The organism is Streptomyces sp. BJ20 (genome assembly GCF_022869105.1).
GTDB classification, from domain to species: Bacteria; Actinomycetota; Actinomycetes; order Streptomycetales; family Streptomycetaceae; genus Streptomyces; species Streptomyces griseoincarnatus.
Genome location: NZ_CP094918.1, coordinates 2,268,238 through 2,289,029 on the forward strand (window position 1 = coordinate 2,268,238; position 20,792 = coordinate 2,289,029).

General features: G+C 74.5%; 18 protein-coding genes. 12 read left to right on the top strand and 6 right to left on the bottom strand.

Annotated features, from left to right (window positions below; translation table 11 throughout):
* Positions 1-17: 17 nt before the first annotated feature.
* Positions 18-1,643, bottom strand: a complete 1,626-nt coding sequence (aceB, locus tag MTR79_RS10385) for a malate synthase A (protein ID WP_086705255.1) — start codon at positions 1,641-1,643, stop codon at positions 18-20.
* A gap of 155 nt (positions 1,644-1,798) precedes the next feature.
* A complete protein-coding gene (locus MTR79_RS10390) occupies positions 1,799-2,398 on the bottom strand; it encodes a nucleotidyltransferase family protein (RefSeq protein WP_244789819.1) in 600 nt (199 codons plus the stop codon).
* A 206-nt stretch (positions 2,399-2,604) separates the two neighbouring features.
* Here MTR79_RS10390 and MTR79_RS10395 point away from each other — a divergent pair, with 206 nt between their 5' ends.
* Positions 2,605-2,919 carry a DUF5955 family protein gene (locus MTR79_RS10395; protein ID WP_086705253.1) on the top strand — a complete coding sequence of 105 codons (315 nt, stop codon included), beginning with the start codon at positions 2,605-2,607 and terminating at the stop codon, positions 2,917-2,919.
* A 163-nt stretch (positions 2,920-3,082) separates the two neighbouring features.
* Here MTR79_RS10395 and MTR79_RS10400 read toward each other — a convergent pair whose 3' ends face one another.
* Positions 3,083-3,889, bottom strand: a complete 807-nt coding sequence (locus MTR79_RS10400) for an IclR family transcriptional regulator (RefSeq protein ID WP_086705252.1) — start codon at positions 3,887-3,889, stop codon at positions 3,083-3,085.
* Positions 3,890-4,125: 236 nt separating this feature from the next.
* Between MTR79_RS10400 and allB the strand changes: the two genes are divergently transcribed.
* Both allB and alc read left to right on the top strand, forming a co-directional pair.
* A complete protein-coding gene (gene allB, locus MTR79_RS10405; RefSeq protein ID WP_189363501.1) occupies positions 4,126-5,463 on the top strand; it encodes an allantoinase AllB in 1,338 nt (445 codons plus the stop codon).
* Positions 5,464-5,494: 31 nt separating this feature from the next.
* The gene (alc, locus tag MTR79_RS10410; protein WP_189363502.1) at positions 5,495-6,610 is read left to right on the top strand and encodes an allantoicase; all 1,116 of its coding nucleotides are present in this window, start codon (positions 5,495-5,497) and stop codon (positions 6,608-6,610) included.
* Between the two features lie 61 nt (positions 6,611-6,671).
* On the opposite strand, the gene MTR79_RS10415 is transcribed toward alc, so the two are convergent.
* Positions 6,672-7,424 carry an SDR family oxidoreductase gene (locus tag MTR79_RS10415; RefSeq protein WP_086704936.1) on the bottom strand — a complete coding sequence of 251 codons (753 nt, stop codon included), beginning with the start codon at positions 7,422-7,424 and terminating at the stop codon, positions 6,672-6,674.
* A gap of 178 nt (positions 7,425-7,602) precedes the next feature.
* Between MTR79_RS10415 and MTR79_RS10420 the strand changes: the two genes are divergently transcribed.
* Positions 7,603-8,040, top strand: a complete 438-nt coding sequence (locus MTR79_RS10420; RefSeq protein ID WP_086704937.1) for a ribonuclease domain-containing protein — start codon at positions 7,603-7,605, stop codon at positions 8,038-8,040.
* Between the two features lie 23 nt (positions 8,041-8,063).
* Here the strand turns inward: MTR79_RS10420 and MTR79_RS10425 are convergent, their stop codons facing one another.
* Positions 8,064-8,267, bottom strand: coding sequence for a hypothetical protein (locus MTR79_RS10425; protein ID WP_086704938.1), 204 nt, complete (start codon positions 8,265-8,267; stop codon positions 8,064-8,066).
* 179 nt (positions 8,268-8,446) lie between these two features.
* On the opposite strand from MTR79_RS10425, the gene MTR79_RS10430 reads away from it, so the two are divergent.
* The 3 genes from MTR79_RS10430 (at position 8,447) to MTR79_RS10440 (ending at position 11,071) form a co-directional block, all read left to right on the top strand.
* Positions 8,447-9,697 carry a histidine kinase gene (locus MTR79_RS10430; protein ID WP_244789822.1) on the top strand — a complete coding sequence of 417 codons (1,251 nt, stop codon included), beginning with the start codon at positions 8,447-8,449 and terminating at the stop codon, positions 9,695-9,697.
* Between the two features lie 226 nt (positions 9,698-9,923).
* The gene (locus MTR79_RS10435) at positions 9,924-10,604 is read left to right on the top strand and encodes a response regulator transcription factor (RefSeq protein ID WP_244789824.1); all 681 of its coding nucleotides are present in this window, start codon (positions 9,924-9,926) and stop codon (positions 10,602-10,604) included.
* Between the two features lie 32 nt (positions 10,605-10,636).
* The gene (locus MTR79_RS10440) at positions 10,637-11,071 is read left to right on the top strand and encodes a PaaI family thioesterase (protein WP_244793110.1); all 435 of its coding nucleotides are present in this window, start codon (positions 10,637-10,639) and stop codon (positions 11,069-11,071) included.
* 56 nt (positions 11,072-11,127) lie between these two features.
* Here the strand turns inward: MTR79_RS10440 and MTR79_RS10445 are convergent, their stop codons facing one another.
* Complete coding sequence (locus MTR79_RS10445) at positions 11,128-12,150, bottom strand: Gfo/Idh/MocA family oxidoreductase (RefSeq protein ID WP_086705284.1); 1,023 nt, start codon at positions 12,148-12,150, stop codon at positions 11,128-11,130.
* A 128-nt stretch (positions 12,151-12,278) separates the two neighbouring features.
* On the opposite strand from MTR79_RS10445, the gene MTR79_RS10450 reads away from it, so the two are divergent.
* The 5 genes from MTR79_RS10450 (at position 12,279) to MTR79_RS10470 (ending at position 20,790) form a co-directional block, all read left to right on the top strand.
* Entirely contained in the window at positions 12,279-13,016 is a 738-nt protein-coding gene (locus MTR79_RS10450; protein ID WP_181383166.1) for a GntR family transcriptional regulator, read from the top strand.
* A gap of 211 nt (positions 13,017-13,227) precedes the next feature.
* Positions 13,228-14,376, top strand: coding sequence for an ROK family glucokinase (locus MTR79_RS10455; protein ID WP_048455408.1), 1,149 nt, complete (start codon positions 13,228-13,230; stop codon positions 14,374-14,376).
* On the top strand, positions 14,373-14,969 hold the full coding sequence (locus tag MTR79_RS10460; RefSeq protein WP_086705282.1) for a sugar kinase: 597 nt from the start codon (positions 14,373-14,375) through the stop codon (positions 14,967-14,969). The genes MTR79_RS10455 and MTR79_RS10460 overlap by 4 nt, the downstream gene beginning before the upstream one ends.
* 98 nt (positions 14,970-15,067) lie before the next feature.
* Positions 15,068-17,926 (top strand): DEAD/DEAH box helicase, encoded by a 2,859-nt coding sequence (locus MTR79_RS10465; RefSeq protein WP_244789826.1) that lies wholly within the window; start codon positions 15,068-15,070, stop codon positions 17,924-17,926.
* A 575-nt stretch (positions 17,927-18,501) separates the two neighbouring features.
* Positions 18,502-20,790, top strand: a complete 2,289-nt coding sequence (locus MTR79_RS10470; RefSeq protein ID WP_244789828.1) for an SWIM zinc finger family protein — start codon at positions 18,502-18,504, stop codon at positions 20,788-20,790.
* The last annotated feature ends 2 nt before the right edge of the window (positions 20,791-20,792 follow it).

Below are 20,792 nucleotides of genomic sequence, written 5' to 3' on the forward strand. Positions count from 1 at the left end.
CGCCCGGACGGGCCGCCTCAGCCCTTCAGCTGCTGGTACGCCGGCAGTGTCAGGAAGTCCGCGTAGTCCTCGTCGAGGGCGACCTTCAGCAGCAGGTCGTGCGCCTGCTGCCAGTTGCCCGCCGTGAACGCCTCGTCCCCGATCTCCGCGCGGATGTCCGCCAGTTCCTCGGCGGCGACCTTGCGGGCCAGCTCGGCGGTGACCCGCTCGCCGTTGTCGAGCACCACGCCCGCGTTGATCCACTGCCAGATCTGGGAGCGGGAGATCTCCGCGGTGGCCGCGTCCTCCATCAGGTTGAAGATGGCCACCGCGCCCAGGCCGCGCAGCCACGCCTCGATGTACCGGATGCCGACCTGCACGGCGTTGACCAGACCCGCGTACGTGGGCCTGGCGTCGAGCGAGCCGATCGCGATCAGGTCCTCGGCCTTGACGTCGACGTCCTCGCGCAGCCGGTCCTTCTGGTTCGGCCTGTCGCCGAGCACCCGGTCGAAGGACTCCATCGCGATCGGCACCAGGTCCGGGTGGGCGACCCAGGAGCCGTCGAAGCCGTCGTTCGCCTCGCGGTCCTTGTCCGCCTTCACCTTCTCGAAGGCGACCTTGTTGACCTCCTCGTCCCGCCGGGACGGGATGAACGCCGCCATGCCGCCGATCGCGTGGGCGCCACGCCTGTGGCAGGTGCGGACGAGGAGTTCGGTGTACGCCCGCATGAACGGGGCGGTCATCGTCACCGCGTTGCGGTCCGGCAGCACGAACCCGGGTCCTGCGTCGCGGAAGTTCTTGACGATGGAGAACAGGTAGTCCCAGCGGCCCGCGTTCAGCCCGGAGGCGTGGTCGCGCAGCTCGTAGAGGATCTCCTCCATCTCGTACGCGGCCGTGATCGTCTCGATGAGGACCGTGGCGCGGACGGTGCCCCGGGGGACGCCCAGATAGTCCTGCGCGAACACGAACACGTCGTTCCACAGCCGCGCCTCGAGGTGCGACTCCGTCTTCGGCAGGTAGAAGTACGGCCCCTTGCCGAGGTCGAGCAGCCGCTTGGCGTTGTGGAAGAAGTACAGGCCGAAGTCGACCAGCGCGCCGGGCACCGGGGCGCCGCCGGCGTCGGTGAGGTGGCGCTCGTCCAGGTGCCAGCCGCGCGGGCGCATGACGACCGTCGCCAGCTCCTCGTCCGGACGCAGGGCGTACGTCTTGCCGGTGCGTTCGTCGGTGAAGTCGATGCCGCGGGTGTACGCGTCGATCAGGTTGAGCTGGCCGGTGACCACGTTCTCCCAGGTCGGCGCGGAGGCGTCCTCGAAGTCGGCGAGCCACACCTTGGCACCGGAGTTGAGCGCGTTGACGGTCATCTTGCGGTCGGTCGGGCCGGTGATCTCGACGCGGCGGTCCTCCAGGGCCGGCGGGGCCGGGGCGACCTTCCAGGAGTCGTCGGCGCGGATCGCCGCCGTCTCGGGGAGGAAGTCGAGGGTGGAGGTGCGGGCGATCTCGGCGCGGCGCTCCGCGCGCCGGGCGAGCAGCTCGTCCCGCCGGGGCGTGAACCGCCGGTGCAGCTCCGCCAGGAAGGCGAGGGCCGTCTCGGAGAGGACCTCCTCCTGCCGCGGCAGGGGTTCGGCGTCGACGATGGCCAGCGGGGACGGCGCTGGTGCGGACATCAGCTGTCACTTCCTTCGGCGTGCGGGGGGGGCACCGGGTGCCGGGCGACCCGGGTACGGCGGGGGAGGCCCCTGCTCCGGGCACAGGGCATCTGATCAGTGGATAGTAGTTTCCTCATGGTGGAAGTTCAATGTTTTGTTGATGTCGAGAGTCCTCACTCAAGGTGCGCCAGATCCGCCTCCGTGTCGATGTCGTACGCCTCCGCGACGTCGCCGCACTCGACCAGTTCCACGGCGTCCGCGTGCTCCCCCAGGTAGGCGCGTGCCCCCCGGTCTCCGGTGGCGGTCGCGGCGATCCCCGCCCAGTGTCCGGCGCCGAACAGCACCGGATGGCCGCGCACACCGTCGTACGCCGCCGAGGCCAGCGAGCGCGGCGACCGGTACGCGCGCCGCACCCGGGCCACCGCCTCCGGGCCGATCCCCGGCTGGTCAACCAGCAGCACCAGCGCGGCCCGCGCGCCCGCACCGGCGAGCGCCTCAAGGCCGGCCCGCAGGGACGTGCCCATGCCGTGCTCCCAGTCCGGGTTGTCCACGAGCGCACAGTCCGGCAGCTCGGCACGGGCGCGCACCTCATCGGCGCGTGCCCCCAATACCACGTGCACGCTCGCGCAGCCGCCCGCGCGCAGCACCTCCGCCGCGTGCTCCACGAGGAGCCGCCCCCGGTGGGGGAGCAGGGCCTTGGGGCGCCCGCCGAGCCGGCGTCCGCCGCCGGCCGCCAGCAACAGGCCGGCCACCCGGTTCTCGTCGTCCGTCATGCGTCCTGCATACCCCACCCGAAGCCGCCCGTCCGGGCGTCCGGCGGAAGGGTGCCTCGGGCCACGGTGTCACGCTCCGGAACAAGTCGATGACGCAGCGGACTGGCGCAAAGGCCCCGGGATGGCGTTTACTGGCGCGCACCGGTCCGCGGGGGCGCGTGGGACCGGCCAGGGGAGGCGCACGACGACCTGCCAGGGGGAGGACTGTGTTGCGAGGCGTGGACCAGAGGTGTGTGCCCGGCAGTCAGGTGGATCCGCGTGTGGCGGAGCTGCGCTCCGCCGTGGCCCGGTTACGCCGCCAACTGGCGGCACATCGTGTGGAGTTCCGGGACCGGGGTGTAGCGGAGGAGGCGCTCGCCATGCTGGCAGGACTGGCCGCCGCCGACCACCCCGACATCCCGGTGCTGCGCCGCTCCCTGCTGCTCGTCGCCGGAGCCATCGGCTCGGTGAGCGCGCTGGGGGAGGGGCTGCGTCAACTCCGCGAGGCGGTCGACCTCTTCGGGACGTCACCTCGCGCATGACGTACGGGCGTTCGAGGTGTAGCCCTCGCGGGGGATCCGTGCGGTGCGCCTCCGACGCAGGGTGAGTGCGAGGTCCCTACGGGCCCGGGGGAGGGCGGTGCCGGTGCCCCGACCTCGAGACGGGCGCGGCGAGCCTCGCGTCCGACGCGCCCGCAGTGCGCCCTCAGGCGGCCGGGCCTCCTCCCGGGTTGGCCAGCGCCTCCGACAGTTCGCGCGCGATCTCCTGCAGCACCGGCACGATCCGCTCCGTCGCCGACTCCGTGACGCGGCCCGCCGGGCCCGAGATCGAGACGGCCGCCGCCGTGGGCGCGTCCGGCACCGGGACCGCCAGGCAGCGCACGCCGATCTCCTGCTCGTTGTCGTCGATGGCGTACCCCTGCCGGCGCACCTCCTCCAGTGCGGCGAGGAAGCCCTCGGGTGTGGTGATGGTCCTGTCCGTGGCCGCGGGCATGCCGGTGCGGCCCAGCAGCGCCCGCACCTCCTGGGGCGGGAACCCGGCCAGCAGTGCCTTCCCGACGCCCGTGGAGTGCGGCAGCACGCGCCGGCCGACCTCGGTGAACATCCGCATCGAGTGCTTCGACGGCACCTGCGCCACGTACACGATCTCGTCCCCGTCCAGCAGGGCCATGTTCGCCGTCTCGCCGGTCTCCTCCACCAGCCGCGCCAGATACGGCCGCGCCCAGGTGCCCAGCAGCCGGGACGCCGACTCGCCGAGGCGGATCAGGCGCGGGCCCAGCGCGTACCGCCGATTGGGCTGCTGGCGCACGTAGCCGCAGGCGACCAGCGTGCGCATCAGGCGGTGGATCGTCGGCAGCGGCAGGCCGCTGCTGGCGGACAGCTCGCTCAGGCCGACCTCGCCGCCCGCGTCCGCCATCCGCTCCAGCAGGTCGAAGGCGCGCTCGAGGGACTGCACGCCGCCACTGGCGGCGGGCCGGGCGGAGTCGGTGGTGCTGGCGCTGGACGTCGGCACGGCGCGTTCCTTTCGGTGCTGGCAGGAGGTCAGAAGCCTACCCGGCGGCCGGTCGGCGGCCCGCTTGTGCGGAGCTACGTTCTGTTTGACGGAATGGTAATTCCGCTTTGTGGAAACGTCCAGAGATGGTGCTCGCGCCGCCGTGGCGGCGGGAGCACCCTTGACGCAGTGAGGTCCGAAGGCAACACTCCTTCAACAGAACGTTGAATTTTCCGGCGGACCGCAGGAGGCTCCGGGTGCCCGACGTCCAACTGGTGCTGCGCTCGACCCGCGTCGTCACCCCCGAGGGGATGCGCGCCGCGTCCGTCGCCGTGGCGGGCGGCACCGTCACGGCCGTCCTGCCGCACGACGCGCCCGTCCCCGACGGCGCCCGCCTGGAGGATCTCGGCGACGACGTCCTGCTGCCCGGCCTGGTCGACACCCACGTGCACGTCAACGACCCCGGCCGCACCGAGTGGGAGGGCTTCTGGACCGCCACCCGCGCGGCCGCCGCCGGCGGCATCACCACGCTGGTCGACATGCCGCTCAACTCCCTCCCGCCCACCACGACGGTCGACCACCTGCGCGTCAAGCGGAAGACGGCCGCCGACAAGGCCCACATCGACGTCGGCTTCTGGGGCGGCGCCCTCCCCGACAACGTGGCCGACCTGCGCCCGCTGCACGAGGCGGGGGTATTCGGCTTCAAGGCGTTCCTGTCGCCGTCCGGCGTCGACGAGTTCCCTCACCTCGACCAGGAACAGCTCGCCCGCGCCCTGCGCGAGATCGCCTCCTTCGACGGCCTGCTCATCGTCCACGCCGAGGACCCGGGCCACCTCGCCGACGCCCCGCAGCGGGGCGGCCCCCGCTACGCCGACTTCCTCGCCTCCCGGCCCCGCCGGGCAGAGGACACCGCCATCGCGCAGCTCCTGGAGCAGGCCCGGCGCTTCGACGCGCGCGTGCACGTGCTGCACCTCTCCTCGGCCGACGCGCTGCCCCTGATCGCCGAGGCCAAGGCGGACGGCGTCCGCGTCACCGCCGAGACCTGCCCGCACTACCTCACCCTCACCGCGGAGGAAGTCCCGGACGGCGCGAGCGAGTTCAAGTGCTGCCCGCCCATCCGCGAGGCCGCCAACCAGGACCTGCTGTGGCAGGCCCTGGCCGACGGCACCGTCGACTGCGTCGTCACCGACCACTCCCCGTCCACCGCCGACCTCAAGACGGACGACTTCGCCACCGCCTGGGGCGGCATCTCCGGCCTCCAGCTCAGCCTCCCGGCCGTCTGGACCGAGGCCCGCAGGCGCGGCCACGCCCTGGAGGACGTGGTCCGCTGGACGGCGACGCGCACGGCCCGGCTGGCCGGCCTCGGGGCCCGCAAGGGCGCCATCGCGCCCGGCCGCGACGCCGACTTCGCCGTCCTCGCCCCCGACGAGACCTTCACCGTCGACCCGGCCGCCCTCCAGCACCGCAACCGCGTGACCGCCTACGCCGGACGCACCCTGCACGGCGTCGTGAGGTCCACCTGGCTGCGCGGCGAACGCGTCCTGTCCGACGGGGAGTTCACCGCACCGAAGGGCCGCCTGCTCACCCGGCCCTGAAACGACATCCGAAAGGCAGGACCACATCACCGTGACGGCGATCGAGACCTTCACCGGCGACGCCAGCCCCTACGGCGGCGGCGACCCGTACGCGGACTACCGCACCGCCGACTTCCCCTTCACCCACCTCGCCGACCTCGCCGACCGCCGGCTCGGCGCCGGTGTCATCGCCGCCAACGACGAGTTCTTCGCCGAGCGCGAGAACCTCCTGCTGCCCGGCCGCCCCGTCTTCGACCCGGAACGCTTCGGCCACAAGGGCAAGATCATGGACGGCTGGGAGACCCGGCGGCGGCGCGGCGTCTCCGCCGACCACCCCTGGCCCGCCGAGGACGACCACGACTGGGCGCTGATCCGCCTCGGCACGCCCGGCGTCGTCCGCGGCGTCGTCGTCGACACCGCCCACTTCCGCGGCAACTACCCGCAGGCGGTCTCGGTGGAGGGCACCGCCGTCGACGGCTCCCCGTCGCCCGAGGAACTGCTCTCCGACGAAGTGAAGTGGACGACGCTGGTGCCGCGCACCCGGATCGGCGGCCACGCGGCCAACGGCTTCGCCGTCACCGCCGAACAGCGCTTCACCCACCTGCGCCTCAACCAGCACCCCGACGGCGGCATCGCCCGCCTCCGCGTGTACGGCGAGGTCGTCCCCGACCTGGCCTGGCTCACCGCGCTCGGCACCTTCGACGTCGTCGCCCTGGAGAACGGCGGCCGTGTCGAGGACGCCTCCGACCGCTTCTACTCGCCCGCCGCCAACACCGTCCGGCCCGGCCGCTCCCGGAAGATGGACGACGGCTGGGAGACCCGGCGGCGCCGCGACCACGGCCACGACTGGATCACGTACCGCCTGGTCGCCCGGTCGCAGCTCCGCGCGCTGGAGATCGACACCGCCTACCTCAAGGGCAACGCGGCCGGCTGGGCGTCGGTGTCCGTGCGGGACGGTGAGGACGGCGACTGGCGGGAGATCCTGCCCCGCACCCGCCTCCAGCCCGACACCAACCACCGCTTCGTCCTCCCGGACCCCGCGGTGGGCACCCACGCGCGCGTGGACATCCACCCCGACGGCGGCATCTCCCGCCTCCGCCTCTTCGGCACCCTGACGGACCGGGGGACGGCGGCGCTGGAGGCACGGAGGCAGGAGCTCGGGGGCTGACTCCCGCGCGGGCGCCCGCCTTTCGGAACCCGCCTCCGGAAGCGGGCGCCCCCTGGTCCGGTCAGGCCGCGTGACCGCCGTCCACCGCCACCTCCGCGCCCGTCACGTACGCGGCGCCCGCGAGGTGGACGATGGTCTCCGCCACCTCCTCCGCCGTACCGAACCGGCCCAGGGCGGTGGCCGCCGCCTGACCGGCCGCGTAGGGGCCGCCGGCCGGGTTCATCTCCGTGTCGGTCGGCCCCGGATGGACGATGTTCGCGGTGATCCCGCGCTCGCCCAGCTCCCGCGCCAGCGCCTTGGTGAGCCCCACCAGCGCCGCCTTGCTCATCGCGTAGAGGGTCCCGCCCGGGCCCGTCACCCGCTGCGTCATGCACGAGCCGACGGTGACGATCCGGCCCCCACGCGCCATCACCGCGGCCGCCGCGCGCGAGGTGAGGAAGACACCGCGCACGTTCACCGCGAGCACCCGGTCGACGTCGGCGGGGGAGAGGGACTCCAGCGGGCCGAGCACGCCGACGCCCGCGTTGTTCACCAGCACGTCCAGCCGGCCCAGTTCCCGCACGGCCGTGGTCACCGCCGAGGCCGCTTCCTCCGGGTCGCCGGCGTCCGCGCGCAGGGCCACCGCGCGGCGCCCCAGCGCCTCGACGGCCCGTACGACGTCCTCCGCCGCCTCCTTTCCGCTCACGTACGTCACCGCGACGTCCGCGCCCTCCCGGGCGAGCCGCAGTGCCGTCGCGGCGCCGATGCCGCGGCTGCCGCCGGTCACCAGCGCCGCCCGGCCGAGCAGGGTCTTCTCCGTGATCTGTGTGGTCATACGTCCATCTCAGCGGCCGGCACGGGAGGGCACCGGCGGCGATCGGACGTCGACCTGCCGCTCCGTCACCCGGTCCGGCACGCCCCCGTGCCACGTCACCGAAAACTCATCGGACCACACCGAAACATCCATGCACTTGACATTGACATGCCAGTGTCTACGCGCGTCATCATGGGGTATGCGATTCCCCCCACGAGCGGCCCGGTCCGGGGCCGCGGCATCCCTCCTGTCCGCCCTCCTGCTGGGCGGCGGCGGAGCGCTCTCCGCCCCGGCGGCACACGCCGCCCCCGCCCTTCCTGTCGCCGTGTCCGCCACGCCGTCCGTCCTGGCGGTCGGCGACATCTGCTACGGCGACCTGCCGTCCGAGGCGCACGACACCCTCGACCTCGTCGAACAGGGCGGCCCGTTCCCCTTCGAGCAGGACGGCACGGTCTTCCAGAACAGGGAGGGCATCCTCCCCGGCCAGGACACCGGCTACTACCACGAGTACACGGTGATCACGCCCGGTTCCCCCACCCGCGGCGCCCGCCGGATCGTGACCGGTGAGGAGTACCACGAGGACTACTACACCGCCGACCACTACGCCTCGTTCGACCTGGTCGACCACTCCTGCTGACCGGTTCCTGGCCGGCCGGCGGCTCAGCCGCCTGGCTTCCGGGTCTCCGCGAGGGCGAACAGAGCGACGCCCAGCACCAGCAGGGCGACGCTCGCGTAGATCTCGTAGCCTGCGAGGAACCCGGCCCGCCGCACCAGGCCCCAGTTCCAGTCGGTGAACTCCGTCACCAGACCGGCCACGCCCTGAAGCACGGCCAGGAACCCCACGATCTCCAGCAGCTTCTTCATGCCCCCGACTCTCGCCCCGCGGACCCCCCACCCACATCGGCCGCGGGGCGAGGCCTTCCCGACCGAGGTGGACGGCCTGCTTCCGCCGGGACGCCGAAAGTTTGAGGCCGCGCGACTTTGGTCGGCGATTCCGCCCGCGAGGCGCCGTACCGGGCGCCCACTGCATAGATTTGTCGACCGTGACCGATGACAAGGCGGCGAGGACCGCCCCCGCGTACACGGGGCCCAGTTGGTTCTTCCCGTCCGCCCTCATCCACGAGCTCGACCCCGACGCGAGCCGCTCCGGCCGCCGTCCCCGGCGAACCGCCCGCGACTGGGTCGTCGACTTCTCCTGCTTCCTGCTCGCGGTGCTGATCGGACTGCTCGGCGCCGAAGCACTGCGGGACAACACCGACCTCCCGCGCGCCGTCGCCGTCCTCGACCAGGTGCTCGGCGCGCTCTCCTGCGCGGCGGTCTGGCTGCGCCGCCGGTGGCCGTTCGGCCTGGCCGTGGCCATGGTGCCGGTCGGCTTCCTCTCCGAGACCTCCGGCGGCGTCGCGATCATCGCCCTGTTCACGCTCGCCGTGCACCGGCCGTTCCGGTACGTGGCCTGGGTGGCCGGCGCGCAGCTGGCGCTCACGCCGCTGTACTTCTGGTGGCGCCCCGACCCCGACCTGCCGTACCTCGCCGTCGTCGTCCTTCTCCTCGTGCTGACCGTCGCCACGGTCGGCTGGGGCATGTTCGTCCGGTCCAAACGGCAGCTCATGCTCAGCCTGCGGGACCGGGCCCGGCGCGCCGAGACGGAGGCGCGGCTGCGGGCCGAACAGGCGCAGCGGCTCGCCCGCGAGGCCATCGCGCGGGAGATGCACGACGTGCTCGCGCACCGGCTGACGCTGCTCAGCGTGCACGCGGGCGCGCTGGAGTTCCGGCCCGACGCCCCGCGCGACGAGATCGCGCGGGCGGCCGGTGTGATCCGGGAGAGCGCCCACGAGGCACTCCAGGACCTGCGGGAGATCATCGGGGTGCTGCGGGCCGGCGACAGCGAGGACGCGGGGCGTCCGCAGCCGACGCTGGCGGCGCTCGACACCCTTGTCGCCGAGTCCCGCCAGGCGGGCATGAAGGTCACCCTGGACCAGCGGGTCACCCACACCGCCTCCGTCCCCGCCTCCGTCGGCCGCACCGCCTACCGCATCGCCCAGGAGGGCCTGACCAACGCCCGCAAACACGCCCCCGGCACGGAGGTCACGGTCTCCGTCTCCGGCGGCCCGGGCGAGGACCTCACCGTGCGGGTCCACAACCCGCCCCCGGAGGGGGACGTCCCCCCGGTTCCCGGCGCGGGCCAGGGCCTGATCGGCCTGACGGAACGGGCGACGCTGGCTGGGGGTTCCCTGGCGCACGGCCGGACCCCGGAGGGCGGCTTCGAGGTGAGGGCACGGCTGCCGTGGCGCTAGACGTGGTCCCCACCACGGCACCTCTGCACCGCACCTCGGCTGCACGCCGTACCTGCGGCTCGGGGGGTGCTTCGCCATGTCGTTCGCGCCGGGTGCGGGCCGTGGGGGGGGGGGGGGGGGGGGGGGCTGGTCGCGCCGTTTCCCGGGCCCCTCGGGGCGCCCGCAAGCGACGAGTTGCGCGGACACCCTCGGCCGCGACACCCCGGTGCATGATTACGTACCGCCCATGACAAGAATCCGCGTGCTCCTCGTGGACGACGACCCCCTCGTCCGCGCCGGCCTCTCCTTCATGCTGGGCGGCGCCGACGACATCGAGATCGTCGGAGAGGCCGCCGACGGCGCCGAGGTCAGCGCACTCGTCGACCGCACCCGCCCGGACGTCGTCCTCATGGACATCCGCATGCCCTCCGTCGACGGCCTCACCGCCACCGAGACGCTGCGCGGCCGCGACGACGCCCCGCAGATCGTCGTGCTCACCACCTTCCACGCCGACGACCAGGTCCTGCGCGCACTCCGCGCGGGCGCGGCCGGCTTCGTGCTGAAGGACACCCCGCCCGCCGAGATCGTCGCCGCCGTACGCCGCGTCGCGGCCGGCGACCCGGTGCTGTCGCCCGCGGTCACCCGGCAGCTGATGGCCCACGCCGCCGGCGACCCGGGACCGGGTGACGGCCGCCGTTCCCGCGCCCGCGACCGCGTCGCCGCCCTCAACGACCGCGAACGCGAGGTCGCCGTGGCCGTCGGCCGGGGCCTCGCCAACGCGGAGATCGCCGCCGCGCTGTACATGAGCGTGGCCACGGTCAAGACGCACGTCTCCCGCATCCTGGCCAAGCTCGACCTCAACAACCGTGTCCAGATCGCGCTGCTCGCCCATGACGCGGGCCTGCTGGAGGAGACCGACAGCCCGTGACGTCCACCGGCCGTTCCGAGGAGCCCCGCACCGTGACCCCGCCGCCCGAACTCGACCTCGCCGCCGCACGGAAGCTGCTGGACGCCCAGCCGTTCAGCAGGCTCCTCGGCGCCCGTGTCACCGCCTTCGGCGACGGCGGGGCCACCCTGGAGATCGACATCCGGGAGGACCTGCACCAGCAGAACGGCTTCCTGCACGGCGGCGTCCTCGCCTACGCCGCCGACAACGCGCTCACCTTCGCCGCCGGCGCGGTCCTCGGACCGTCGGTGCTGACCGGCGGCTTCTCCGTCCAGTACCTGCGTCCGGCCACCGGCCGCACCCTCCGCGCCCGCGCCGCCGTCGTCCACGCGGGCAGACGCCAGGCGGTCACCCGCTGCGACCTCCTCACGGTGACGGAGGACGACGAGGAGACCCTGTGCGCGGTGGCGCAGGGGACGGTCCTCCCGGTGACGGCCCGCCCTTCATGAGGGCACGAGAAGCACGACGACATGAAGGAGGGGGTGTCGCCCGACACCCCCGTGTCTCACGTCAGCGCCTCCTGCGCGCTGCTCAGCAGCTCCGCCGGCCGCACCGGTCTGCGCTCCCGCCGCGATCTCTCGCACGCCTCCGCGATCAGCAGCGCCCGCAGGGCCTCACGGCCGTCGCACGGGTTGGGCCGCTCGCCCCGCACCACCTCGACGAACGCGACCAGTTCCGCCTCGTACGCGGGTCCGAACCGCTCCAGGAAGCCGGTCCACGGCTTGTCCGCGGCGGGCGGTCCCGTCGGCTCGGTGGACGCGATGGGCGTACGGTCGTCGAGACCGACGACGATCTGGTCGCGCTCTCCGGCGAGTTCCATGCGCACGTCGTAGCCGGCGCCGTTCATCCGGGTCCCGGTGACCGTGGCGAGGGCGCCGTCGTCGAGGGTGAGCAGCACCGCGCCCGTGTCGACGTCGCCCGCCTCGCGGAACATCGGCGGACCCGCGTCCGACCCGGTGGCGTACACGTCGACGACCTCCCGGCCGGTCACCCAGCGCAGGACGTCGAAGTCGTGGATGAGCGTGTCCCGGTACAGCCCGCCCGACTGCGCCAGGAGGGAGGGGGCCGGCGGCTCGGCGTCGCTGGTCATCGCGCGTACCGTGTGCAGCCGCCCCAGCCTGCCCGTCCGTACCGCCTCGCGGGCGCCCCTGTACCCGCGGTCGAACCGCCGCTGGAAGCCCATCTGAAGCACCGTCCCGGCGGTCTCCACCTCCGTGATCGCCTGTAACGTGCCCGCGATGTCCAGGGCTATGGGCTTCTCGCAGAAGACCGGCAGACCCGCGCGCGCCGCCCGCGCGATCAGGTCCGCGTGGGCGGAGGTGGCCGTGGTGATCACCACGGCGTCGACCCCCCAGGTGTAGATCTCGTCCACCCCCGGCGCCGCCGTCTCGCCGAGCCGGTGGGCGAGGGCCTGGGCCCGCGCCGGATCGACGTCCGTGAGAATGAGGGACCCGACCTCGCGGTGCCTGCTGAGTGTGTGGGCGTGAATGGTGCCGATACGGCCCGTACCGATGACCCCGATGCGCATGGAAACAAAGTGGGGCTCGGACCGCTCCCTGTCAATGCGTATGTCCGGACAACCGAACTACACGACTTCCCGTCAACAGCCCGCGCCGATACGCTCGCTTCGTGCCGAAACCAGAAGTGGACCCGACCGTGCAGCTGGAGCTGAGCGTGGACCGCGGCTCCCCCGTGCCGTTGTACTTCCAGCTGGCCCAGCAGCTGGAGTCCGCCATCGAGCACGGCACCCTCACCCCCGGCACCCTGCTGGGCAACGAGATCGAGCTGGCCGCGCGCCTCGGCCTGTCCCGGCCGACCGTCCGCCAGGCCATCCAGTCGCTCGTCGACAAGGGCCTGCTGGTGCGCCGCCGCGGCGTCGGCACCCAGGTCGTGCACAGCAAGGTGAAACGCCCGCTGGAGCTGAGCAGCCTCTACGACGACCTGGAGTCGGCGGGGCAGCGTCCCACCACCACCGTGCTGGTCAACACCATGGTCGCCGCGTCCGCCGAGGTCGCCGCCGCGCTCGGGGTCACCGAGGGCGGCGAGGTCCACCGCGTCGAGCGGCTGCGCTCCGCGCACGGCGAGCCCATCGCGTACCTGTGCAACTACCTCCCGACCGGCCTGCTCGACCTGGACACCGGCCAGCTCGAGGCCACCGGCCTGTACCGGCTGATGCGGGCCGCGGGGATCACCCTGCACAGCGCCCGCCAGACCATCGGCGCGCGGGCCGCCACCGCCGTCGAGGCCGAGCGGCTGCGTGAACAGCCCGGCGCCCCGCTGCTCACCATGCAGCGGGTCACCTTCGACGACACCGGGCGCGCGGTGGAGTACGGCACGCACACCTACCGGCCCTCGCGGTACTCCTTCGAGTTCCAGCTGCTCGTACGGAGCTGAGCCGGCCCCCGGGCGGCCCCGGTCGTCGCATTGTCCGGACAATGTGACGCGATGCACAGGCGTACGGTGGGAGCGCGCCGACCGGTGCGGACGCGAACGGCGGAGGGCACGCCTCCGTCGCGCGTCCACCCGCTTCCGGTGCCGGATCCGACGGACCCCGTCACCTGCCCGGTACCGCGATCGGGGCCCCCGTGCGGCACAATCGCACCCGATGAGCACCTACCGCGACTTCACCGCCCCCATCGGCTCCCGGCGCGCGACCGTCCTGAGAACGGTCGGCACGCGGGAGCGCCGCTCCCACCTGTCGGCGCCCCGGGTGCCGACCGTGGGCATCGACATCGGCGGCACCAAAGTGATGGCGGGCGTCGTGGACGCCGACGGCAACATCCTGGAGAAGCTCCGCGCCGAGACTCCCGACAAGTCCAAGAGCCCGAAGGTCGTCGAGGACACCATCGTGGAGCTCGTCCTGGACCTCTCCGACCGGCACGACGTGCACGCCGTCGGCATCGGCGCGGCCGGCTGGGTCGACGCCGACCGCAACCGGGTGCTCTTCGCCCCCCACCTGTCCTGGCGCAACGAACCCCTGCGCGACCGCCTCGCGGGACGCCTCGCCGTCCCGGTCCTCGTCGACAACGACGCCAACTCCGCCGCCTGGGCCGAATGGCGCTTCGGCGCCGGACGCGGCGAGGACAACCTCGTCATGATCACCCTCGGCACCGGCATCGGCGGCGCCATCCTCGAGGACGGCCAGGTCAAGCGCGGCAAGTACGGCGTCGCCGGCGAGTTCGGGCACATGCAGGTCGTCCCCGGCGGACACCGCTGCCCCTGCGGCAACCGCGGCTGCTGGGAGCAGTACAGCTCCGGAAACGCCCTGGTGCGCGAGGCGCGCGAGCTGGCCGCCGCCGACTCCCCGGTCGCCTACGGGATCATCGAGCACGTCAAGGGCAACATCGGCGACATCAGCGGCCCGATGATCACCGAGCTGGCCCGCGAGGGCGACGCCATGTGCATCGAGCTGCTCCAGGACATCGGCCAGTGGCTCGGCGTCGGCATCGCCAACCTGGCCGCCGCCCTCGACCCCTCCTGCTTCGTCATCGGCGGCGGCGTCTCCGCGGCCGACGACCTGCTCATCGGCCCCGCCCGGGACGCCTTCAAGCGGCACCTCACCGGGCGCGGCTACCGTCCCGAGGCCCGCGTCGTGCGCGCCCAGCTCGGTCCCGAGGCCGGCATGGTCGGCGCCGCCGACCTGGCCCGCCTGGTCGCCCGCCGCTTCCGCCGCGCCAAGCGCCGCCGGGTCGAGCGGTACGAGCGCTACGAGAAGTTCGCGGAGGCCCGCCGTTCCCCCTCGGAGTCGCTGTGACGGGCCCGCTTCTCCCGCCGGCGAACGACCCCGGCCGCCCCGACGGGCAGGGCGGGGCGCACCCCGGTGAGGACCGGCGGCACATGATCCGCCGCCGCGCCCTCACCCTGCTGATCATCGTCCTGCTCATCGGCGTCCCGGCCGGCTACCTGGTGATCTCCGCCAACCAGAGCCGGGCCAGCGGCAAGGACAAGGAGGCGAAGTACTCGGCGACCGGCCTCACCGAGGGCTGGCCGTCCAAGCTCCAGCGCCGCATCTACCAGGTGCCCGTGCCGCACCCGGCCTGGTGGGTCGCCTCGTACGAGACGAACAACTGGAAGACCAGCCGCCTCTACGTCGAGTTCGAGACCAGCGACGCGGGTCTGACCGCCTTCCTCACCAGCATGGGCATGTCGGAGAAGGACCTGCGGAAGGACAGCCTCCCCATCGGCGACCGCGACCGCGACGTCACCGGCTGGACCTTCGACGGCCCGGGCACCTGGTCCGGCCTGGTGCACGAGCAGAAGAACCCGGCGCCCACGCACGACGTCGTCGTCAACCACGACAAACCCGGCTACCCGCGCGTGTACGTCGTGGCCCGCACGGTGCCGTGACCCGCCGCCCGACCTGGCCGCCGGAGCCGATTGTCGGACCCCGCCCGTAGAGTCGAAGACGACTGGTCCGACGGACGGGCGGGGAGGTGGCAAGGCGTATGGACGGGGCGACGGCGACGGCCGAAGGTGTCGTGACGGCCGACGGGCTCGTCGCGCCGTCGCTGCCGGCCGTGTTCCTGCCCGCACCGCTCCCCCGCGACGGACGGATCGCCTTCTACGACCCGGACGGCGCGGACGTGCCCCCGGAGGCCGGGGAAGCCCGGCGCACGGACCTCACCGTCGTACGCCCGCACGGCGCGAGCGTGCGCCGCCGTACCGTGCCCGCGCTGACCCTGCCCGTGGACGAGGCCCTGCCCCTGCTGGTCCGCGCCCGGCACGATCCGGCGGCCCACCCGGCCACCGCCTGCTGGGGCGCCGCCGCCCTGCACGCCCTGCGCCTCACCGCCCGGGGCCGCCTGCTGCCCGGCCTCACCGCCGACGGGTACGACGCCTGGCGTGCCGGCCCGCTCGAACCGGACGACGTGACCCACCTGCGCGCGATCGCCGCCGCCCTCCCGTACGAGGGCCACGCGGCGCCGCTGCCCGGCCCGGGCCCCCTGCGCCTGCCCCAGCCGGAGGCGCTGGTCCGCGCCTTCCTCGACGCGGTCGCCGACACCCTGCCCCGCACGCCCGCCGCGCCCTACGCCTCCGGACTGCCGTTCGCCGCGCGGCGGCCCCAGCGGCTGCCCGACGCCCGGGACTGGGCCGCGGAGGTCGCCGCCGGCATGGACGCGGGCGTACGGATCTCGCTCCGCCTGGACCTGTCCGCGCACGACCTCTTCGACGCCCACGGGACCTCGGGCGGCAGCGGCGCGCGCGGCGCGGGAGCGGCGATCGTGCAGGTGCACAGCCTGTCCGACCCGACGCTGGTGACCGACGCGGCTGCCCTCTGGTCCGGCGAGGCCGACCACGGCTTCGGACCCCGCGCACGCGTGGACGCCGCCCTCGCGGTGCGGCGCGCGGCCCGCGTCTGGCCCCCGCTGGACCGGCTCGCCGACCAGGACGTGCCGGACGTCCTCGCCCTGTCCGAGGACGAGTTGAGCGACCTGCTCGGCGTGGCGGCCACCCGGCTCGGCGCGGCCGGGGTCGCCGTGCACTGGCCGCGCGACCTGGCCCAGGACCTCACGGCCACGGCCGTCGTCCGCTCCGCGCCCGGTTCCGCGACCGACGGCACCGGCTTCTTCGAGAGCGAGGACCTGCTGCGCTTCGGCTGGCAGTTCGCCCTGGGCGGCGACCCGCTCAGCGAGGCCGAGATGGACGCCCTGGCCGAGGCGCACCGCCCGGTCGTCCGGCTCCGCGACCAGTGGGTGCTGGTCGACCCCGCGCTCGTCCGCAAGGCCCGCAAGCGGGATCTGGGGCTGCTCGACCCCGTCGACGCGCTGTCCGTCGCCCTCACCGGGGAGGCGGAGGTCGACGGCGAGACGGTGGAGGCGGTGCCCGCCGGGACGCTGGCCGCCCTCCGCGACCGCCTGGTCGCGGGCGTGCGGCCCGCCGCACCCCCGCCCGGCCTCGACGCCACCCTCCGCGACTACCAGCTCCGCGGCCTGGCCTGGCTCGACCTCATGACCTCCCTCGGCCTGGGCGGCTGCCTCGCCGACGACATGGGCCTCGGCAAGACCGTCACCCTCATCGCCCTGCACCTGAAGCGGGCCCGCTCGGAGCCCACCCTCGTGGTGTGCCCGGCGTCCCTGCTCGGCAACTGGCAGCGGGAGATCACCCGGTTCGCACCCGGCGTGCCCGTACGCCGCTTCCACGGCCCCGACCGCACCCTCGACGGCCTGGACGGCGGCTTCGTCCTCACCACCTACGGCACCATGCGCTCCGCCGCCCCCACCCTCGCGGAACAGCGGTGGGGCATGGTCGTCGCCGACGAGGCCCAGCACGTCAAGAACCCGCACTCGGCGACCGCCAAGGCCCTGCGCACCATCCCGGCGCCCGCCCGGGTGGCCCTCACCGGCACGCCCGTGGAGAACAACCTCTCCGAGCTGTGGGCCCTCCTCGACTGGACCACCCCCGGCCTTCTCGGCCCGCTCAAGTCCTTCCGCGCCCGGCACGCGCGCGCGGTGGAGACCGGCGAGGACGAGCAGGCGGTCGAGCGGCTGGCCCGCCTGGTCCGCCCCTTCCTGCTGCGGCGCAAGAAGTCCGACCCGGGCATCGTCCCCGAGCTGCCGCCCAAGACGGAGACGGACCACCCGGTGCCGCTCACCCGCGAACAGGCCGCGCTGTACGAGGCGGTGGTGCGGGAGTCGATGATCGCCATCGAGACCGCGCAGGGGATGGGGCGCCGAGGCCTGGTGCTGAAGCTGCTGACCTCGCTCAAGCAGATCTGCGACCACCCCGCGCTGTACCTCAAGGAGGAGCACGCCCCGGCCGGCGACCGCCTCGCCGCCCGCTCCGGCAAACTCGCCCTCCTCGACGAGCTGCTGGACACGGTGCTCGCGGAGGACGGCTCCGCCCTCGTCTTCACCCAGTACGTCGGCATGGCCCGCCTGATCACCCGCCACCTCGCTGAGCGCGCCGTCCCGGTCGACCTGCTGCACGGCGGTACGCCGGTGCCCGAGCGGGAGCGGATGGTGGACCGCTTCCAGAGCGGCGCGGTCCCCGTGCTCGTCCTGTCCCTCAAGGCGGCGGGGACGGGACTGAACCTGACCCGCGCGGGACACGTCGTCCACGTGGACCGCTGGTGGAACCCGGCGGTGGAGGAACAGGCCACCGACCGCGCGTACCGCATCGGCCAGACCCAGCCCGTCCAGGTCCACCGGCTCGTCGCCGAGGGCACGGTGGAGGACCGCATCGCCGAGATGCTCCAGTCCAAGCGGGCCCTCGCCGACGCGATTTTGGGCTCGGGCGAGTCGGCCCTGACGGAACTCTCCGACCGCGAGCTGTCCGACCTGGTGTCCCTGCGGAGGACGCCATGACACCGCGCCCGTCGGACAAGGCGAGGGAGGCGCTGCGCGCGGCGCGCGAGAAGGGTGTCGCGACCGGGGACGCGGTCTCTTCCGAGGAGCCGACCCCTCCGGTCGCGGGGGGCACGCAGCCTGAGTCGGAGTCGCCGGCTGGGGAGGCGTTGCGTGGTGCGGGGGCTTTGGGGGAGGGGTCCGTACGGGGTGGCGCGTCGGTCCCGGGCGACCGGGTGTCGTGTCCGGCTGAGGGGGCGGGGGAGGCGTTGGGGCGCGCGGCGTTCTCGGCCGGGGAGTCCGGCACGGTAGACCCGTCGGTCCGGTCCGGAGGGGAGTCGCGCCCGGCTGACGGGGCGCGGGAGGCGTTGCGTGGTGCGGGGGCTTTGGGGGAGGGGTCCGTACCGGGCGAGGTGTCGGTCCCGGGCGACCGGGTGTCGCGCCCGGCCGAGGGGGCGCGGGGGGCGCTGCGTGGTGCGGCGACTGTGGGGGAGGCGTTGGGGCGCGCGGCGTTCTCGGCCGGGGAGTCCGGCACGGTAGACCCGTCGGTCCGGTCCGGAGGGGAGTCGCGCCCGGCTGACGGGGCGCGGGAGGCGTTGCGTGGTGCGGGGGCTTTGGGGGAGGGGTCCGTACCGGGCGAGGTGTCGGTCCCGGGCGACCGGGTGTCGCGCCCGGCTGACGGCGCGCGGGAGGCGTTGCGTGGTGCGGCGGCCTCGGGGGAGAGGGCCGCGCAGGCCGGCCGCGCGCCCCGTCCGTCCGATGCGGCGCGGGAGGCGTTGCACCGCGCTCGGCGGGCGCGACGCGGAGCGTCGAGTGATGCGCGGGGGGCGTCGGAGGCGGTCGCCGGGTCGCAGGCGGAGCTTGCGCCGTCCGCCGGTGGCGACGGGGTGCCGCAGGCGGGGGACGCGCCCTCCCAGGAGGCGCCCTCGGCCGCCGAGGGAGAAGCGCCAAGCGCGGCACGTCCGCGCGCGGGGGAGGGCCCCATCGGCGCCGTGGGCGCCACTCGCGAGGACGAGGACCCGGCTGCCCCCGACGCTGCCGCGCCCGGCCCCGCCGACCGAGGTCCGTACGGGCACGAGGCGTCCCGCCCCGGCGACATCGCCCGGGAGGCGTTGCGCGCCGCCCGTGAGGAACGGGCGCGAGCCCTGGCCCGCGAGCAGGTGGACGCGGCGAAGCGTCCCCGTCGTGATCCCGCGCCGCGCATCCCCCGCACCACGCGGGGCGACCGCGCCGCCGACCGCCGCCCGCGCGAGATCCGCGAAACCCTCGCCGACGCGTTCCGCATGCCCGACGTGGCGGACGACCGGGCGTCCGGCGTCGAGGCGCATCCCGCCGCCGCGGACGACCCGAGGCACGGCCCCGCAGCGGAGCCGCCGGACACCCACACCTCCGCCGAGCCGGCTTCCGCTCCTGACGCGGCGCAGGTCCCCACCACCGACCAGGGCCCCGCCCTCGACACCGCCGCACCCGGCCGAGGACCGGCCTCCGCCTCCGACCACCGGACACCGGCCCTCGACCATCCGCGGGACTCGGCCGCCGCCGGCGACCGCCGGGACGCGCCCGTCCGCCCCGCGACCGCCACACCGCCGGCGAACCCGGCCACCCCCCGTTCCATGGCCGCCCCCGCCCGCGACGGCGACCACCGCCGTACCTTCCCTCCGTTCCCGCCCCGCCCCTCCGGTGACGGTGAACCCTTCGCCGAGACCTGGTGGGGGAGGGCGTGGGTGACCGCGTTGGAGGACGGCGCGCTCGACCCCGCCCGCCTCGCACGCGGACGCGGCTACGCCCAGCAGGGGCACGTGGACGCCATCACCGTCACGCCGGGACTGGTCCTGGCGTACGTGCAGGGCAGCCGCCCGCGCCCGTACCGCGTACAGGTACGCCTGCGGACGTTCGACGAAGCCGACTGGGACCGTTTCCTGGACGCCGCGGCCGACCGCCCGGGCCACATCGCCGCCCTGCTGGACAAGGAGATGCCGCAGTCCCTCGCCGACTGCGGCGTCCCCCTGCTGCCCGGCCCGGGCGACCTCGCCCCCCGCTGCAGCTGCCCCGACTCGGGTCACCCGTGCAAGCACGCGGCCGCCCTGTGCTACCAGACCGCCCGTCTCCTGGACGCCGACCCGTTCGTGCTGCTCCTGCTGCGCGGGCGCGGCGAGCGTGAGGTGATCGACGCGCTCTCCCGCCTCAGCGCGGCCCGTGCCGCACGGGCGGCCCAGGGACGGGAGCCGGAGCAGCTGCCGGGCATGCGCGCCACCGACGCCGTGTCCCGTCGAGGTCCCGGACTCCCGCCGCCGCCCGCGCCGTTGCCGCCTCCGTCGCACCCGGAGCAGCCGCCCGTCTACCCGGCGTCCCCGGGCGGCCCGGACCCGTTCGCGCTGGACCAGCTCGCCACCGACGCGGCGGCCCGCGCGCACGCCCTGCTCACCACGGGCCGTGACCCGGTCGGCCCGCTGTCCCTGTGGCACGACGCGGTGCGTCTGGCCGCCGCCCGCCCCGGCTCGGGGCTGACCGCGGGCACCCGCGCGCTCTACGCGTCACTGGCGCGGGCGGCCGGCCGTACGCCCGGCGACCTGGCGCGCGCGGTCGCCGCGTGGCGGCAGGGCGGCCCGACCGGACTGGCCGTGCTGGAGGAGCCGTGGGACCCGCCGGCCGGCCGCTTCGACCGCGCCCGCCCGCTGCTGCTCGCGGCGGACCTCCCCGCCTTCCGGCCGTGGCGCAACCGCCTCACGCACCCGCGTGGCCACGTCCAGCTCCGCCTGGGCCGCGACCACCTCTGGTACGCGTACGAGTCGGAGCCGGGCCAGGACGACTGGTGGCCGCGCGGCACGCCCGACCCCGACCCGGTCGGCGCCCTCACCGGCCTGGACACGCTCGGCGACGCCTGAGA

Bases quoted from the DNA above. Each gene is read 5' to 3' on its own strand.
- MTR79_RS10435 (WP_244789824.1), top strand. From the start codon at position 9,924: ATGACAAGAATCCGCGTGCTCCTCGTGGACGACGACCCCCTCGTCCGC.
- MTR79_RS10455 (WP_048455408.1), top strand. From the start codon at position 13,228: ATGAGCACCTACCGCGACTTCACCGCCCCCATCGGCTCCCGGCGCGCG.
- MTR79_RS10420 (WP_086704937.1), top strand. From the start codon at position 7,603: ATGCGATTCCCCCCACGAGCGGCCCGGTCCGGGGCCGCGGCATCCCTC.
- MTR79_RS10415 (WP_086704936.1), bottom strand. From the start codon at position 7,424: ATGACCACACAGATCACGGAGAAGACCCTGCTCGGCCGGGCGGCGCTG.
- MTR79_RS10465 (WP_244789826.1), top strand. From the start codon at position 15,068: ATGGACGGGGCGACGGCGACGGCCGAAGGTGTCGTGACGGCCGACGGG.
- MTR79_RS10445 (WP_086705284.1), bottom strand. From the start codon at position 12,150: ATGCGCATCGGGGTCATCGGTACGGGCCGTATCGGCACCATTCACGCC.
- MTR79_RS10390 (WP_244789819.1), bottom strand. From the start codon at position 2,398: ATGACGGACGACGAGAACCGGGTGGCCGGCCTGTTGCTGGCGGCCGGC.
- aceB (WP_086705255.1), bottom strand. From the start codon at position 1,643: ATGTCCGCACCAGCGCCGTCCCCGCTGGCCATCGTCGACGCCGAACCC.
- MTR79_RS10425 (WP_086704938.1), bottom strand. From the start codon at position 8,267: ATGAAGAAGCTGCTGGAGATCGTGGGGTTCCTGGCCGTGCTTCAGGGC.